The organism is Kribbella swartbergensis (assembly GCF_054784135.1).
The window spans coordinates 643,978-659,724 of the sequence record NZ_BAAGPM010000014.1 but is presented as its reverse complement, the minus strand read 5'-3'; the positions used below and the strand labels follow the sequence as shown (position 1 = coordinate 659,724).

Genomic DNA, 15,747 nt, shown 5'->3' with positions numbered 1-15,747 from the left:
TCGAGAGACGTGGTCAGTGCGGGACGGCTAGGTGGGTCGGCTCGTTGCGGCCTCGGAGGGTCACCTGGGAATCGGGGTTCCAGTGGGCGGCTTCGTCCGCGGATGCCTCGTTCACAGCCGTCATGGAGGCGATCAGGCGAGTCGGTGTGGTCTTGGCAAGCTCGGTCAGGCGGGCGGCCTCGTTCACCGGGTCGCCGATGACGGTGTACTCATGCCGCCGTACGTCGCCCACCGTGCCCGCGACCACGACGCCCGCCGTCACGCCGATACCTGCTGTTGCCTCCGGCAACTCCTCGGCCAGGCGCCGGGCCAGCGCCCGCCCGGCCCGCAGCGCGCTGCCGGCGGCGTCCGGCAGCTCGGTCGGTGCACCGAAGACCGCCAGCGCCGCGTCACCGGCGAACTTGTTCACGAAGCCGCCGTGCCGGACCACCTCGTCGACCACGATCGCGAAGAACCGGTTGAGCAGTCGCACCACCTCGGTCGGCGGCCGGTCCGCCGCGAGCCGGGTCGAGCCGACGAGGTCGACGAACAGGACGGCGGCGAACCGCTCCTCCCCGCCGAGCCGGTCACTGTTCAGCGCCTCCCGCACCACCTCCGGACCGACGTACCGGCCGAAGACGTCCCGGATCCGTTCGCGCTCGCGCAGCCCTTCGGCCATCGTGTTGAACCCGGCCTGCAACGACCCGAGCTCGGTGCCGTCGAACACCGGGATGCGAACGTCGAGCTGTCCCTCGCCGATGAGCGTCAGCGCGTTCCGCACCGACCGGACCGGAGCCACCACGGATCGCGCCGACAGCATGGTGAGCAGCCAGCCGTTGAGCAGCACGACCATGCCCAGGGCAAGGATCATCACCGAGAGCCTGGTGGGGGAGACATCCTTCTCGATCAGCGCGAGTACGGCGGCCAGCATCAGGCCGGCGACCGGGACAGCCGAGCCGGCCGCCCAGAAGAACACGGTCCGCGCCTTCAGCCCGGCCGCGAGGAGTCGCCGCGGCGGAGACGAATCGGCCAGCGCCCGGGCGGCGACGGGCCGAAGGGCGAACTCGGTCAGCAGGTACGACACCGAGCAGGTGACGATCGCGCCGTCGAAGATGGTGACCGCGATCCGCAACGCGTTCTCGGGTTGGAGTACGAGCGTCATCACGGTGAACAGCACGCAGGCCAGCAGCCACAGGAAGAGCTCGATCAGGGTCAGCCGGAGAGGTAGCCGCAGCGTGGCGATCTGTTCTTTCCGGGTGGCCGGCCGCTCCTCGTCGACCCACCGGGTCACCCGGCGGGTGAGTCGCGTGCTCCAGACACAGCCGATCACGACCGCGATCAGGAAGTACGCCGGGATGGTGATCGTCTCGAGCAGCTGGAGCTTGTCGACGAGCGGCGGACCGGGCAGCACGAACACCGCCAGCGCGAACACCACCGCAGCGCCGATCAGATTGCTCCCGATCGAGAAGGTCATCATCAGGACCCGCAGCCGGATCCGCAGGACCCGCGGACTCTGGTCGACCGGTCCGAGCAGCCAGGATCCGAACGGACGCCGCTTGAGCACCAGTTCCGGACTTCCCTGGGACATCATGCTCACAGTCTGCTGGTAAGCACCTGTGAATCCGCAACCGCCTTGCCGCACAGCAGGATTGAAGACCTGGCTACCGTGGCCGTATGGCCGCACGGTGGCAGGTCGCGCTGGCTGCCCTCGGGGCGGCCGCTCTGGTCGCCTGCTCCGAGTCCGCGTCACCCCGTACGGCGCCCGCCCCGGCACCCACCTCCGCAGTCACCCCCGCTACCACTCAGGCGCCACCGGAGACGACTTCGCCGACTCCGACTCGGACGACGCCTGCGCCAACCCAGCCGCTGGTCCTGGCGATCCACCCCACCCGCGCAGCTCAGGACGTCGACCTGGCCACGGCACGCTCGATCGCCCGCGGCACTGTCAAGTCCTGGCGAGGCTTCCAGATCGGCTCGCTTCGCCAGGCCCAACGCTCGGCCACCACCCTCGCCATGGTGCCCGCCTCCGCAGCCGGGCCTTCGATCCGTCCACTGACCGTCGCTGGAATCGACCCGTTCAAGGAGCCCGCCCGGTATCCGCTGCGCACAACAGGACCTCAGCCCACCGCACCAGTCGTCGATCTCACCATCGGCGGCGACGTCATGCTCGGCCGCCGCGTAGCCACCGCCGCCGCCAGAACCGGTGATGTCTCCAGACCGCTGCGGGCAATCGGGCCTCGCCTCGCCGCCGCAGACCTGACCGTCCTGAACCTCGAGAGCACGCTGTCGCGCGCTGGTACGCCGCAGCAAGGCAACGACTCCTTCGCCGCCCCACCAGGTGTGGTCGCCGGACTGCGTGACGCGGGTGTCGACGTACTCTCACTCGCCAACAACCACACCGGGGACTTTCAGCAGCGGGCGCTGCTCGAGACCGTCCGGCTGGTGCGCGCCGGCGGCATTCAGCCGCTAGGGGCTGGAAGCAACCTCACCGAGGCGGCCCGGCCGGTGATCGTGGAGCGCGATGGAGTCCGCTTCGGTTTCGTTGCCTTCAACGCGATCGGCGAGACTCCGCGCGCGACAGCCACCAGTCCGGGTGTCTTCAGTCTGCGGATGCCGCCACGCACCGGACCGCTGAACATGGCCGATCTGGCCGCAGTGATCCGTGCCATCCAGAGGCTGAAGGCTGCTGTCGACGTGGTCGTCGTACTGCCGCATTGGGGACAGCAGTACACGCATACACCCGTGCCGGCCCAGCACACCGTGGCTGCAGCGCTGACGAAGGCCGGAGCCGACCTGGTGATCGGAGGGCACCCGCACTGGGTGCAGAGTGTGGAGTTCCCGCCGGGCAAGGTGGTGGCTCACTCGCTGGGAAATCTGGTGTTCGACATGGACTTCTCCCGCCAGACCCAGGAGGGCGTGCTGCTGGAGCTCACCTACTGGGGTAAGACGCTGAAGGCTGCCCGACTCACGCCTTACGTGATCGGCAGCGACTTCAGCCCACGTGTGGTGACCGGTACGCGGGCCGAGCAAATCCTCGCCAGTATGCGCTAGCTGGCGAGCCAGGCGGCGACCACGCGACCCACACGGCCGAGTTGAGCAGGTGACACGACGCGGGGCAGGTCTCGCGCGCTGTGGTACTCGGCGTACGGCGTACTGCCGAGACGGACCCCTGGCAGTCCGGAGCGGGCGAAGGACCAGTGGTCGCTCGATCGGTTGACACAAGCCCTGCTCTGTACGCCGGCACGCGTCGCAGCAGCCCGAAGCTGGTTCCGCAGAGTTAGGTCGTCCGCCTGGGCGGAGCAGATCGGTACGACGGTTCCGACCCCTACACGATCGAGGGAGACCATACCTCGCAACGCACTGCGCTGTGCTGCGGGCAGGGCGGCGACGTACGCGCGAGAGCCGTAGTGATGCCGGTTGTCGCCGTCGCCACGCGGTTCTTCGGCGCCGAAGGCAACGAACACGGTGGGGAGACTTTGCGGGAGTTGAGCGGTGCCGAGCAGCACGGCGATGCCGGAGGCGTTGTCCTCGGCACCCGGGGCTTGCGGGACGGTGTCGAGGTGGGCTCCGACGATCCGGTGCGGAGCGGCCGGGTTGAAACCGGGCTTCGTGGCGATCAGATTCCAGGTGGTGCCCGCGCGGACCGGGACACCCCACGAGACGCCTGCCGGCACTCGCAGCGGTTGGCGGCGGGTCTGGTACCCGGCGGCGCGGAAGCGCTGTTCGAGCCAGCTGAGGGCTTGCGCGTACGTCGTACTGGTGGCCTCCCGCGGACCGAGCCCGGCGAGGTGGCGGACGGTGCTCATGGCGGCGGCGCTGTCGAAGACCGCCGGTCGCGGAGCAGGAGTCGCCGGCGCCGGGGAGGCGGCCGACGGGGACGGTGTCGACGGGGACGGTGTCGACGGGGATGGTGACGACGGGGATGGTGACGATGGAGCTGGGGCGGAGGAGGTGGTGACCGGTGGTGGCGCCACGGAAGGTGTCGGGGCGCGGGTGGAGGCGTCGCCGGTGCACGCGGCGGCGGCCAGCAGGGTGACGACGGCGGCCAGAGGTCGGGTGGCGGCCCGCATGGGTCCATGGTGCCCGGTCTGATCAAACCCGGGCCTTTTGGCACGGTGGTGCTGCTGGCTCAGATTGGCCGTCGCTTCCGGGCCGGCCGTGGGTACTGTTCCTCGGACTACCTGACTCGGGGAGCATTCCGTGACGCACGATCGCCACTCCTACGCCGAACCTGCCCTGGTTCGGACCACCCACCTGGAGCTCGACCTCGAGCTGGACTTCGACGAGAAGGTGCTGGCCGGAAGTGCCACCCACACCCTTGACTGGGTCGGCGCCGGCGACCGGCTCGTGCTCGACACCCGTGATCTGACCGTGCTGGCGGTCGAGGGTGCGACCGCGGACGGGTGGGAGCCCCTCGAGTACAGCCTCGCCATCCCCGACCTGGAGCTCGGCTCCGCGCTGCGGATCCGCACCGCGCGGCACGAGCGGGTCCGGGTCAGCTACCGCACCGCGCCGACCGCGACCGGTCTGCAGTGGCTCGAGCCGTCCATGACCGCGGGTGGCGTGATGCCGTTCATGTTCAGCCAGTCGCAGGCGATCCACGCCCGCAGCTGGGTGCCGGTGCAGGACACCCCGGGTGTGCGGTTCAGCTACTCCGCCCACGTCACCGCACCGCCGGAGTTGATGGTGCTGATGAGCGCGGACAACGGTACGACGTCGCGCCGTACCGGCTCATACCACGTGGTGATGCCCGAGCCGATCCCGTCGTACCTGCTGGCGATCGCGGCCGGGGACCTGGTGTTCGAGCCGATCGGTGAGCGGACCGGGGTGTGGGCCGAGCCGGAGATGGCCCGGCGGGCGGCGACCGAGTTCGCCGACACCGAGGAGATGATGCGGGTCACCGAGGCGCTGTTCGGTCCGTACCGGTGGGGCCGTTACGACCTGCTGGTGCTGCCGCCGTCGTTCCCGTACGGCGGGATGGAGAACCCGCGGATGACGTTCGCGACGCCGACCGTGGTGATCGGGGACAAGTCGCTGGTCAGCGTGGTCGCCCACGAGCTCGCGCACAGCTGGTCGGGCAACCTGGTGACCCAGGACAGCTGGGACGACATCTGGCTCAACGAGGGCTTCACGTCGTACGTCGAGAACCGGATCGTCGAGGCGGTCTACGGCACCGAGTTCGCGCTGATGGAGACGGCGATCAAGCAGCACGCGACGGTCGTGAAGCTGGACCCGCTCACCCCGGCCGAGCTGGCGGTCGAGCTGCCGGGGCTGAACCACGGGTCCGAGTACCACGGCACGACGTCGTGCGGTCCGCTCAAGGGCTCGTGGTTCCTGTCCTGGCTCGAGGAGCGGTTCTCGCGGGAGGTCTTCGATCCGTTCCTGCGCGGTTACTTCGACCGGTTCGCGTTCCGCAGTATCAACTCCGGCGACTTCGTCGCGCACCTCGAGGAACATCTGCTCGCCGAGCACCCCGGCGTGGTGACCGACGACGAGCTCGCCGCCTGGCTCGACGAGCCTGGCATCCCGGCGTTCGCTCGGCGGGCCGTGTCCGCCCGCTTCCTGGTGGTCGACCAGGCAAGGAACCTGTGGCTGACGACCGGCGAGCTGCCGGCTGGTGCGGCGCAGTGGACGACGCAGGAGTGGCTGCGGTTCCTCGACGCGGCTCCGGACGTGCTGGGCGCGACGCAACTCCAGCAGCTCGACCGCGAGTTCGGTCTGACCGGTACGGCGAACGGCGAGATCGCTCGGCGCTGGTACCAGATCGTTGCCGCCAGCAGCTACGAGTCGGCGTACGCCGACCTGGCCTCCTTCCTGACCCAGGTCGGCCGGATGAAGCTCGTCCTGCCGGTCTACCGGGCGCTCGCCGGTACCGACCGCGCCTTCGCCACCGAGGTCTTCACCAAGGCCCGCCCCGGCTACCACCCCATCACCACAGCAGCAGTCCAAAAGATCCTCGGCCAGTAAGCCCGGCCCCCGTACCGGTTGGCCGGGTTCCTAGACGGCGAGGGTGCGGCGGTTGTCGGTGTGGGTGGGGTGGTAGCCGAGGCGAGTGTTGATGTGCTGCATCGGGGTGTTGGTACTGACGGTGTCGGTCACGAGGGCCTCGAGGTTCGGGAAGCGGTCGCGGGTCTGGCGGATTTGTTCTGCCTTCATCCAGAGCGCGAGACCGCGGCCGCGGTGGGCCGGGAGGACGGCGGTGCCGTAGTGCTGGGCCTCGCCGTTGCCGTCTCCTGGTACGACGAGTTCGGTGAACCCGGCGATAACGCCGGTGGACTCCTCGACGGCAGCGACGGTGATGAGGTGGTCGCCGCGCTGCTCGATCACCTGAGCGGCGTACCGGGTCCGCTCCACGTCCCACGCATCGTCGCCATACGTGATCCCACCCGTCGGCGCGTCGTCCATCCCGGCCCGCGCGTCGGTGAAGGTCTGCGCCAGCTCGTCCGGTACGACGCCGGCCCACGACACCAGCCGATAACCAGGCGACTCCGGTACGTCGAGGCGAGCGTCGGCGAGCCGCAGTCGCGCGTAGACCAGCGTGAAGCCGACCGTGAACCCGTGATGCTCGAGGAACAGGTCGGCCGGCGAGCCGACCCGGGCATCGGCAGTCACCATGCGTACGTCGTGATCGCGAGCGGCCGCCACGACCGCGCCGAGGAGATGGGAACCGACGCCACGCCGGCGTTCGGCGGGGTGGACGTTCAGTTCGAGTTCGGCCAGGTGCGAGTGCGATGTCCGGCTGTTCAGCCGGAGGAACGCCGACCCGACCGGATTGCCCTCGCTGTCGGCGGCGAGCCAGGCGATCCGGCGGCTGAACGGCCGGAAGTCGGGATCGGTGAGAGGAGTCAGTCTGATGCTCAAGGCGCCAACATAACGCCGACCCGGGATCACGTGCCGCCACGACCGCGGATCGGTTAGCGTGACGCGAACAGCACGCGGGGGAGAGGAGACGGTCGGGTGGACCACACGGGTGAGGTGCGGACGATCGGTGCCGACCATGTCGCCTTGCGCGAGCAGGTGCTCGCGGAGCTGCGCCGGAGGATCGTGGACGGTGACTACGCGCAGGGTGAGCGCCTGACCGAGACCCGCCTGGCCGACGACTTCGGCGTCTCCCGCAACCCGGTCCGCGAAGCGCTGCGAGTGGTCGAGGCCGAGGGCTTCGTCCACATCCTCCCGCGCCGCGGCGCGGTGGTCGCGACGCTCGACGAGACCGCGGTCCGCGATCTGTTCGCCGTCCGCGAGCAACTCGAGACCTTGGCTGCCGGGCTCGCGGCCGAGCGGGCGACGCCGAAGGACGTCGACCGGCTGCGCAGACTGCTCGACGACGCGAGCGCGGCGACCGAGGACAAGGACTTCGACCGGGTGGCCGAGCTGAACAGCGCCTTCCACCGCGCGGTGATCACGATCAGCGGCAATCGCTGGCTGCTGTCGATCTCGGCCGCGATGTACCACCACGTCCACTGGGTCTTCCGCGTCGGCGCCGCTCAGCGTGCGCCCCACTCGTGGGAGGAGCACATCCGCCTGGTCGAGGCCATCGCGGCCGGTGACCGCGAGGCCGCGACCACGGCGGCCCGCCTGCACGTGGAGGCGGCCGCAAGGGCGGCGCTGAACGGCCAGGCTCAGCGGCCGACCGCGTAGCCCTGCATTCCGCGCGGGTTCGCCGCGGCGGCCAGGACGCCGTCGGCCTCCTTGCGTACGGCGCACAGGCGGCCGAGGCTCCATGCGTCGCTTTCGGTGACGACGTGCCCGCGTCGTACCAACTCGTCGCGGATCGCAGGGCCCAGGCGGCTCTCCAGCACCAGTCCGCCTGGCTCGGTCGCGCGCGGGTAGAACGACGACGGGAAGCCGGTGGTGTGCCAGGCCGGCGCGTCGATCGCCTCCTGCAGGTCCATCCCTTTGCCCAGGTGCCGAAGCAGGAACAGCAGTTGCCACTGGTCCTGCTGGTCCCCACCCGGTGAGCCGCAGGCGAGGACAGGCTGATCGTCCCGCAGCACCAGGGTCGGCGTCAGAGTGGTCCGCGGCCGGACGCCTGGCCGGAGTGACGACGCCAGTCCTTCCTCGAGCCAGAACATCTGCAGCCGGCTGCCGAGGCAGAACCCGAGGTCCGGGATCGTCGGCGACGACTGCAGCCAGCCGCCGCTCGGCGTGGCCGAGATGACATTGCCCCACCGGTCGATCACGTCCACGTGGCAGGTGTCGCCGCGCGTCACACCCCCGGACGAGACGGTCGGTTCACCGGTCGTCGCGTCGCCGAGGTCCTTGCTCGCAGCAACCGACGGCAGGATCGGCTCGCGACCGTCCGGCCGTCCGGGCCGAAGCTCCCTGGACGCGTCCGGCCCGACGAGCTTCGCGCGCTCGGCGGCGTACGCGGGGGACAGCAGCGTCTTCAGCGGTACGTCGGCTCCGTCGCCGTACCAGGCCTCGCGGTCGGCGTACGACAGCTTCATCACCTCGACCGTGGTGTGCACGCCCTCGGCACTGTCCAGGTCGACGTCACCCAGTTCCGCGAGTACGGCGAGGGACTGAAGCAGCCCCGGACCCTGCCCCCACGGACCGGTCTTGGCGACGGTGTACCCGTTCCAGTCGAGCGTCGCCGGATCCTCCCAGGTCGCCTCGAACGCCGCCAGGTCGTCCCCGGTGATGAGCCCACCGTGATCGGAGCCGCTCGAGTCCCGGTACGGCAGCCGGGAGAACGTGTCGATCGCCTCCGCGACGAAGCCCTCACGCCAGGTCTTCCGGGCCTGCTCGACCTGAACCTGCCGATCCGGGCCGGCCGCTTCGGCCTCTGTGACCAGTCGCTCGAGGGTGGCGGCGTACGCCTCGTTGCGGAACATCCCGGTCGGCGGACGCCCGCCCTGCAGCCAGAGAGCGGCCGACGTCGGCCAATGCTCCTCGAACAGTTCCTGCACCGTCGCAACCGTCTCCCCGACCCGAGGCACCAGAGGGTGCCCGTTGCGCGCGTAGTCGACAGCAGGCTCCAGTACGACGCGAAGCGGCAGGCTGCCGTGATCACGCAGCAGGAGCAGCCACGCGTCGACTGCACCGGGCACAGTCGCGGCAAGGGGGCCTGATCCTGGGATGAGCGTGAGTCCGAGCGACCGGAAGTGCTCGATCGTCGCACCGGCCGGAGCGACGCCCTGACCGCACAGCACACGCGGTGTGGGGTCGTCGGCGGTGGCGATGATCGCCGGCACCTCACCGCCCGGACCGTTGAGGTGCGGCTCCACCACGTGCAGCACGAACCCCGCGGCGGCTGCGGCGTCGAACGCGTTGCCGCCGAGCTCCAGGATCCGCATGGCCGACTGCGAGGCCAGCCAGTGCGTGGACGACACCATCCCGAAGGTGCCCCGCAGCGTGGGCCGGGTAGTGAAGGTCATGGGGTAGCTCCTTCGACTGTGCGTACGTCGGGGCCGGTGCCGTCGTCGTGGACCAGGTGGCAGGCGACCTGGTGTCCACCCTCGCCGATCACCCGCTGCTCCGGAACGACTGTCCGGCATGTGTCGACCGCCACCGGGCATCTGGTGTGGAATCGGCAGCCGGGTGGCGGGTCGATGGCCGACGGCAGGTCGTCGCCGAGCAGCACCGGCTTCCGCGCGCGCTGCTCGGCCGGATCGGGTACGGGCGCCGCCGACAGCAGCGCCTGCGTGTAGGGATGAGCCGGTGCGCCGAAGATGCGGGCACGCGGACCGTGCTCGACCAACTGGCCCAGATACATCACCGCGACCTCGTCAGCCAGGTACTCGACGGCAGACAGGTCATGCGTGATGAACAAGCAGGCGAAGCCCAGATCCCGCTGCAGGTCCGCCAGCAGGTTGAGCACTGCTGCCTGCACCGACACGTCCAGTGCGCTCGTCGGCTCGTCTGCAACGAGGAGACGCGGCTCAGAGATGAGTGCGCGGGCGATACTGACGCGCTGTCGCTGACCACCGGACAGCTCGTGGGGTGCACGTTGCGCGACCTCGGGACGGAGCCCGACCCGCCGCAACGACTCGGCGACCTTCGACGGAATGTCCTTGCGCCGCATCAGCCGAAGCGGCTCACCGACGATGTCTCCGACCGACAGCCGCGGGTCCAGGGAGCCGGCCGGGTCCTGAAAGACGATCGACACGTCACGACGGTGCGGACGCAACTGCCGGCGGTTGAGGTGGGTGATGTCGGCACCGGCCAGCCGGATCGTCCCTCCGGTCGGCTCCAGCAGTCGCACGATGCAGCGGCCCACTGTGGACTTGCCGGAGCCGCTCTCGCCGACCAGCGCGACCACAGAGCCTTGGCGAATCCGCAGTGTCACGCCATCCACGGCGCGAACAGGACCGAAGTGCATGACGAGGTCTTCGACCTCCAGAGCAAGAGCGTCCATCAGACCTCCACCGGTTCCCTGACCGGGTTCCAGCACGCGACTCGGTGCAGACCAGGCGTCAGTTGCGGTTGAGACGCCGTACAGGTGTCGACCGCTCTCGGGCAACGGTCGGCGAAGGTGCAGGCGTCGGGCTGTTCGGAAAGGACCGGGACGAGACCGGGGATCTCGTTGAGCCGGTGTGTCCCGGCGTGACGTCCGGCTGCCGGTGACGCACCCAGCAGGCCGGCTGTGTACGGGTGCTGCGGGCGGGCGAACAGGTCGTGGACCTCGGCCGTCTCCACGACACGTCCGGCGTACATCACCGCGACTCGGTCCGCCAGGTCGGCGACGACGCCGAGGTCGTGGGTGATGAGCACGATGCTGGTCCCGAGCCGTTCCCGCAGCCCACGCAGTACGTCCAGGATGCCTGCCTGGATCGTGACGTCGAGGGCCGTGGTCGGCTCGTCGGCGATCAGCACCTTGGGGTCGCAGGCCACCGCCATCGCGATCATCACTCGCTGGCGCATCCCGCCGGAGAGTTGGTGCGGGTAGTCGCCGACGCGGCGCTCGGCGGACGGGATGCCGACGAGTTTGAGCAGTTCGATCGACCGCGCCCGGGCGGCCTGGCGGCTGAGACCGACGTGCGTGCGCAGCACCTCGCCGATCTGGTGGCCGATGGTGAAGACCGGGTTCAGCGACGTCATCGGCTCCTGGAAGATGTACGCCACTTCGCGGCCGCGGATCGAGCGCAGGGTCCGCTGGTCGGCACCGATCAGTTCGACGCCGCCGAGTCTGACCGACCCGTCGACCGTGGCCGTGCGGGGGAGCAGACCGGCCAGGCTCATCGCGGTGACGCTCTTGCCGCAGCCCGACTCGCCGACCACCGCGAGCACCTCGCTCTCACCGACCTCGAAGCTCACCCGGTCGACCGCGGACAGGGTTCCGTCCTCGGTCCGGAACGTGACGGAGAGGTCCTTCACCTCGAGCACTGTCGTCATCCGCGGCTCGCTTTCGGGTCGAGCGCGTCGCGCAGGCTGTCGCCGACGATGTTGAACGCCAGGGTGAGCAGCATGATCGCGACGCCGGGCATCACCGCGGCCCACGGAGCGCGGGCGGCGAACTGCTGGGCGTCGGACAGCATCGTGCCGAGGCTCGGAGCCGGCGGCTGGATGCCGAGACCGAGGAACGACAGCACCGCCTCGCCGAGGATCGCGGCCGGGATCGCGACCGAGGCCTGGACGATGATCACCGACGCGGCGTTCGGCAGGACGTGCCGGCCGAGGATCCAGGCGTCCCCGGCACCTTCGACGATCGCGGCCGCGACGAAGTCGAGCGACTTGAGCCGCAGCGTCTCGGACCGGACGATCCGGATCACGCCCGGGATCTGCGCGATCCCGATCGCGATCGCCGCGTTGCCGAGGCTGGCGCCGCGAATCGCGGCCAGCCCGACCGCGAGGATCAGGAACGGGAACGCCAGCACCAGATCGGTGAACCGCGAGATCAGTGCGTCGATCGCCCGGAAGTACCCGGCCATCAGCCCGAGCGGTACGCCGATCACCAGCGAGGTGGCCACCGCGAGCAGACCGACATGCAGGGACGCCCGCAGCCCGTACATGATCCGTGCGAGCACGTCACGTCCCAGGTCGTCGGTGCCGAGCAGATAGCCGGCGGTCCCGGGCGGTGCGAAGGCACGGTCCAGCTGCGTCTGCGTCGGCTCGTGCGGTGCCAGCCAGGGTGCGAACACCGCGAGGATCACCGCGATCCCGAGGACGACGAGGCCGGTGATCGCGAGCGGGTTGCGCAGCATCCGCCGTACCACCTTGCGGCGGTTGCTGCGCAGCGGCGTACCGGCCGTGACGGTGACATCGGTGATCGCCATCAGGCATCACCTCGCACCCGGATGCGCGGATCGATGACCGAGTAGAGCAGGTCGACGAGCAGGTTGATCAGGATGTACGCCGCCGCGGTGACCAGGACGACGGCCTGGATCACCGGGTAGTCGCGCTGGAAGACGGCATCCACGGTCAGTTTGCCGAACCCGGGCAGCGCGAAGATCCGCTCGGTGACGACCGCGCCGGAGATCAGTGCGCCGAGTTGCAGACCGACGATCGTGACCACGACGATCAGGCTGTTGCGGAGTGCGTGCCGGCCGATCACCGCGCGCGGCGGGAGACCTTTGGCCTCCGCCGTCCGGATGTAGTCGGCACCCAGCGCGTCGAGCATCGACGACCTGGTCTGCCGCATGATGACCGCGGCCAGGCCGGTGCCGAGGATCAGGGCGGGCAGGATCAGGTGGTGCAGGTTGGCCACCGGGTCGGTGAAGAACGGGACGAACCCGGACGCCGGGAACAGGCCGAGGGCGACCGACAGGTAGAGGATCGCCATCAGGCCGAGCCAGAAGTTCGGCACCGACAGGCCGAGCAGGGCCAGCGCGTTCGCCGCCCACTCGGCCGGACCGCCGCGTCGTACGGCGGCCACGACGCCCGCACCGATCCCGATCACACTCGCCACGACGATCGCCAGGACCGACAGTTCGATCGTGACCGGCAACGCGTTCGCGATCATCGTGGTCACCGGCTCGCCGGTCCGGATCGACTGACCGAGATCACCACGGGCCGCGTGACTCACGAACTGCCAGAACTGCACCAGCAGCGAGTCGTCCAGCCCGTACTGCTCCCGGATCGCCCGCAACGACTCCGGGTCCCGGTCCTCACCGGCCAGCGCGAGCGCAGGATCACCCGGCAGCGCGCGCACCCCGACGAAGACGACGATCGTCGCCAGGATCAACGTGACGATCGACTGCCACAACCGCCCGAGCAGATAGCGTTTCACTGCGCGAACCCGGCGAAGGCCGCGCGGAGGACGCCGTCGGGGAAGACCTGGATGCCGAGGACCTTCTTGCTGACGCCGGTCAGGTTGCGCTGGCGGTACAGGTAGATGATCGGGGCGTCCTGCTGCAGCTTGGTGACCACGTCGCCGTACAGCTTGATCCGCTCGGCCTTGTCGGTCGACTGGCGCGCGTCGGTCAGCAGCTTGTCCACCTCGGGGTTGCTGTAACCGGCCACGTTCTGGCTGCCCGTCGTACCGACGAAGTTGAAGATGTTCGCGTCCGGGTCGACCCGGCCGGACCAGCCGAGCTGGAGCAACTCGAAGTCACCGCGGTCCTGCTGGTCGAGCAGCGAGGCGTACTCGACCGGCTTGATCACCAGGTCGAACCCACCCTCCTTGACCATCGCCTGCAGTGCCTGGGCGAGCCGGAGGCTGTCGGGGTTGTTCGAGGTGATCATCGTGACCTTGTACGGCGTACTGGCGCCGGCCTCGGCCAACAGCTGCTTCGCCTTCGCCGGGTCGTGCGGCGGACACACCTGTGCGGCGTCGGAGGTGAACTCGCTCTTGGGTGAGATCGGCGAGCAGGCGACCGTGTTCAGTCCGTTGAAGATCGACCTGACCAGGGCCTCGCGGTCGATCGACAGCGCGAGCGCCTGCCGGACCTTGGGGTCCTTCGCGATCGGGGTGTCCAGCGGCGTCAGCGGGTTTCCGATGCCGTTCGCGTTGGCGATGTTGATCGTCAGGCCCTGGTAGCCGAGCGACTGTGACTGCAGCACCGTCATGCTGCCGTCCTTCTGCAGTGACGGCGCGTCCTGGGTCGACAGCGAGTCGGCGACCTGCGCGTCACCGGACTTGAGGTTGGCCGAGCGGATGCTCGAGTCGGTGATGATCCGGTACTCGATCGCGTCCAGGTGCACCTTCGCGGCGTCGTAGTACAGCGGATCCTTCACCACCCTGATCGAGTTCTGCGCGACCCGGCGGGCGAACTTGAACGGGCCGACACAGACCGGCGCGGTGGAGAAGTTCGCCCCGAGCTTCGCGACCGCGGCCGGGCTGAGCACCATGCCGGCCCGGTCGGCCAGTGCGGCGGTCAGCGGCGCGAACGGCTTCGACAGCTTGATCACCACGGTGTTCGGGTCCGGGGTCTCGACCGCGCTGATCGGGCCGAGCTCGCTCTTGCGGCCGGAGCCGGCCAGGGTGAGGCCGCGCTCGATCGAGACCTTCACCGCCGTCGAGTCGAGGGTGCCGCCGTCGGCGAACTTCACCCCTTGGCGCAGCGGGATCGTCAGGCGCAGGCCGTCGGCGGAGATCGTCGGGAGCGCGGTCGCGAGTTGCGGCACGATCTTCGCGTCCGGGCCGAGGTCGTACAGCTTCTCGCACATGGTGTGGAAGACGTACCGCGAGTAGAGGCTGCGCGACAGCGTCGGGTCCAGCTTGTCCGGATCGGCGGACAGCGCAACGGTCAGCGTGCCGCCGGGCTTCACCCGCGCCGGGTCCGCCGGGTCGCCGAACACGTCCTGACTCGTGGCGTCCTGACCGCCGCCCGAATCGCTGCCGGCCGGCTCGACGGGGGAGCAGGCGGTGCCGATCACGGCCAGCGCGATCACCCCGGCGGCGACTCCGGCGTACTTCGGGCCGCGGGACCGGCTGGAGCGGTTCAGTAGGAACGAAAGTCGACGAGTAGTAGTCATCACGTGCTCCTGAGTAGGCGGTCTCGTCGACTGTTTCATGTATACAAGGGGCCTGCGCAAGTGAATCGGCGAGTTCGGGGTGAACCTTTTACGAGTAGGCGCCGTACCTCGTGGTGAACGTTCCGAGCCGACGGCCGACCGGGCGCCGGAGGCTGCTGTGTGCCTCCGGCGGCCGTCGGGTCAGGCGTTCACCGGATACCGGAGGTCGCCCGCCGGGAGCGGTGCGCCGGTGAGCGACAGCGCCATCAAGTTCGGGCCGTCGTACTGCGGATGATGGATGCCGAACCCGGTGGCCTGGCGGAAGCCGAAGCGCGGGTAGTACTCGGCGTGGCCGAGCACCAGCACGGCATGCTCACCTCGATCACGGGCTGTGCCGAGGGCGGCGATGATCGCCGCACTGCCCGCACCTTGCCGCTGGTACGACGGCAGGACGGCGACCGGACCCAGCGACAGGACCGGGGTGTCGCCCACATGGCAACGGGTCAGCAGCGCGTGGGCGACCGGCCGATCGTCCACGGTCGCGACGAACGACAGGCCGTCGATCCAGGCGACCGGGTCGGCACGCAGTGCGTCCAGGAAGTCGACCTCGAACTGACGGCCGAACGCCTGCCGGGTGAGATCACGGATGGTTTCGATGTCCGCGCGCGTCTCGGCGCGGGTGGTCCAGGTGATGGACAACGGAAAGATCCCTTTCGGGCAAGGGGGCACCGCCTCAGGCGGAACCCAGAGTGAGCTGAATGACCGGAACGGCTGCCGCGCACGCGACAGCAGCCAATGACACGGTCATCAACTCACCTCCTCCTTCTGCCGAAGCCGCCGTCACCTTACCCCCGACCCGACCCGGAACGCACCGGTATTTGCCATCCAGAGGCCCCCGGGCGAACATCCAACTCGGCGGGGGTTCACCAGCCC

At 69.5% G+C, this 15,747-nt stretch carries 14 protein-coding genes; 4 read left to right on the top strand and 10 right to left on the bottom strand.

Going from position 1 to position 15,747, the window contains the following annotated elements; genetic code table 11:
- Positions 1-13 precede the first annotated feature (13 nt).
- Positions 14-1,570, bottom strand: coding sequence for an adenylate/guanylate cyclase domain-containing protein (locus ACYVOK_RS10100; RefSeq protein WP_460662031.1), 1,557 nt, complete (start codon positions 1,568-1,570; stop codon positions 14-16).
- Between the two features lie 83 nt (positions 1,571-1,653).
- On the opposite strand from ACYVOK_RS10100, the gene ACYVOK_RS10095 reads away from it, so the two are divergent.
- The gene (locus tag ACYVOK_RS10095) at positions 1,654-3,030 is read left to right on the top strand and encodes a CapA family protein (RefSeq protein WP_460662030.1); all 1,377 of its coding nucleotides are present in this window, start codon (positions 1,654-1,656) and stop codon (positions 3,028-3,030) included.
- On the opposite strand, the gene ACYVOK_RS10090 is transcribed toward ACYVOK_RS10095, so the two are convergent.
- The gene (locus tag ACYVOK_RS10090; protein ID WP_460662029.1) at positions 3,027-3,785 is read right to left on the bottom strand and encodes a M28 family metallopeptidase; all 759 of its coding nucleotides are present in this window, start codon (positions 3,783-3,785) and stop codon (positions 3,027-3,029) included. The genes ACYVOK_RS10095 and ACYVOK_RS10090 overlap by 4 nt on opposite strands.
- On the opposite strand from ACYVOK_RS10090, the gene ACYVOK_RS10085 reads away from it, so the two are divergent.
- Together ACYVOK_RS10085 and ACYVOK_RS10080 are read left to right on the top strand one after the other, a co-directional pair.
- A complete protein-coding gene (locus tag ACYVOK_RS10085; protein ID WP_460662028.1) occupies positions 3,778-4,071 on the top strand; it encodes a hypothetical protein in 294 nt (97 codons plus the stop codon). The two genes, ACYVOK_RS10090 and ACYVOK_RS10085, sit on opposite strands and share 8 nt — an antisense overlap.
- Positions 4,072-4,179: 108 nt before the next feature.
- Positions 4,180-5,946 carry a M1 family metallopeptidase gene (locus ACYVOK_RS10080; protein WP_460662027.1) on the top strand — a complete coding sequence of 589 codons (1,767 nt, stop codon included), beginning with the start codon at positions 4,180-4,182 and terminating at the stop codon, positions 5,944-5,946.
- Positions 5,947-5,976: 30 nt separating this feature from the next.
- On the opposite strand, the gene ACYVOK_RS10075 is transcribed toward ACYVOK_RS10080, so the two are convergent.
- Positions 5,977-6,840, bottom strand: a complete 864-nt coding sequence (locus tag ACYVOK_RS10075; protein ID WP_460662026.1) for a GNAT family N-acetyltransferase — start codon at positions 6,838-6,840, stop codon at positions 5,977-5,979.
- A 96-nt stretch (positions 6,841-6,936) separates the two neighbouring features.
- Here ACYVOK_RS10075 and ACYVOK_RS10070 point away from each other — a divergent pair, with 96 nt between their 5' ends.
- A complete protein-coding gene (locus ACYVOK_RS10070) occupies positions 6,937-7,617 on the top strand; it encodes a GntR family transcriptional regulator (RefSeq protein WP_460662025.1) in 681 nt (226 codons plus the stop codon).
- Here the strand turns inward: ACYVOK_RS10070 and ACYVOK_RS10065 are convergent.
- The 7 genes from ACYVOK_RS10065 to ACYVOK_RS10035 form a co-directional block, all read right to left on the bottom strand.
- A complete protein-coding gene (locus ACYVOK_RS10065) occupies positions 7,599-9,356 on the bottom strand; it encodes a gamma-glutamyltransferase family protein (RefSeq protein ID WP_460662024.1) in 1,758 nt (585 codons plus the stop codon). The two genes, ACYVOK_RS10070 and ACYVOK_RS10065, sit on opposite strands and share 19 nt — an antisense overlap.
- The gene (locus tag ACYVOK_RS10060) at positions 9,353-10,336 is read right to left on the bottom strand and encodes an ABC transporter ATP-binding protein (RefSeq protein WP_460662023.1); all 984 of its coding nucleotides are present in this window, start codon (positions 10,334-10,336) and stop codon (positions 9,353-9,355) included. The genes ACYVOK_RS10065 and ACYVOK_RS10060 overlap by 4 nt, the downstream gene beginning before the upstream one ends.
- Positions 10,336-11,313 (bottom strand): ABC transporter ATP-binding protein, encoded by a 978-nt coding sequence (locus tag ACYVOK_RS10055; protein ID WP_460662022.1) that lies wholly within the window; start codon positions 11,311-11,313, stop codon positions 10,336-10,338. Before ACYVOK_RS10055 ends, ACYVOK_RS10060 begins: the two co-directional genes overlap by 1 nt.
- A complete protein-coding gene (locus ACYVOK_RS10050; protein ID WP_460662021.1) occupies positions 11,310-12,194 on the bottom strand; it encodes an ABC transporter permease in 885 nt (294 codons plus the stop codon). The genes ACYVOK_RS10055 and ACYVOK_RS10050 overlap by 4 nt, the downstream gene beginning before the upstream one ends.
- Complete coding sequence (locus tag ACYVOK_RS10045; protein ID WP_460662020.1) at positions 12,194-13,147, bottom strand: ABC transporter permease; 954 nt, start codon at positions 13,145-13,147, stop codon at positions 12,194-12,196. The genes ACYVOK_RS10050 and ACYVOK_RS10045 overlap by 1 nt, the downstream gene beginning before the upstream one ends.
- Entirely contained in the window at positions 13,144-14,835 is a 1,692-nt protein-coding gene (locus ACYVOK_RS10040) for an ABC transporter substrate-binding protein (RefSeq protein WP_460662019.1), read from the bottom strand. Before ACYVOK_RS10040 ends, ACYVOK_RS10045 begins: the two co-directional genes overlap by 4 nt.
- 180 nt (positions 14,836-15,015) lie before the next feature.
- A complete protein-coding gene (locus tag ACYVOK_RS10035; RefSeq protein WP_460662018.1) occupies positions 15,016-15,513 on the bottom strand; it encodes a GNAT family N-acetyltransferase in 498 nt (165 codons plus the stop codon).
- Between the last annotated feature and the right edge of the window lie 234 nt (positions 15,514-15,747).

Excerpts from the sequence above, each read along its gene's own strand:
- ACYVOK_RS10100 (WP_460662031.1), bottom strand. The coding sequence starts at position 1,570 with ATGATGTCCCAGGGAAGTCCGGAACTGGTGCTCAAGCGGCGTCCGTTC.
- ACYVOK_RS10095 (WP_460662030.1), top strand. The coding sequence starts at position 1,654 with ATGGCCGCACGGTGGCAGGTCGCGCTGGCTGCCCTCGGGGCGGCCGCT.
- ACYVOK_RS10090 (WP_460662029.1), bottom strand. The coding sequence starts at position 3,785 with ATGAGCACCGTCCGCCACCTCGCCGGGCTCGGTCCGCGGGAGGCCACC.
- ACYVOK_RS10065 (WP_460662024.1), bottom strand. The coding sequence starts at position 9,356 with ATGACCTTCACTACCCGGCCCACGCTGCGGGGCACCTTCGGGATGGTG.
- ACYVOK_RS10060 (WP_460662023.1), bottom strand. The coding sequence starts at position 10,336 with ATGGACGCTCTTGCTCTGGAGGTCGAAGACCTCGTCATGCACTTCGGT.
- ACYVOK_RS10055 (WP_460662022.1), bottom strand. The coding sequence starts at position 11,313 with ATGACGACAGTGCTCGAGGTGAAGGACCTCTCCGTCACGTTCCGGACC.
- ACYVOK_RS10050 (WP_460662021.1), bottom strand. The coding sequence starts at position 12,194 with ATGGCGATCACCGATGTCACCGTCACGGCCGGTACGCCGCTGCGCAGC.
- ACYVOK_RS10040 (WP_460662019.1), bottom strand. The coding sequence starts at position 14,835 with ATGACTACTACTCGTCGACTTTCGTTCCTACTGAACCGCTCCAGCCGG.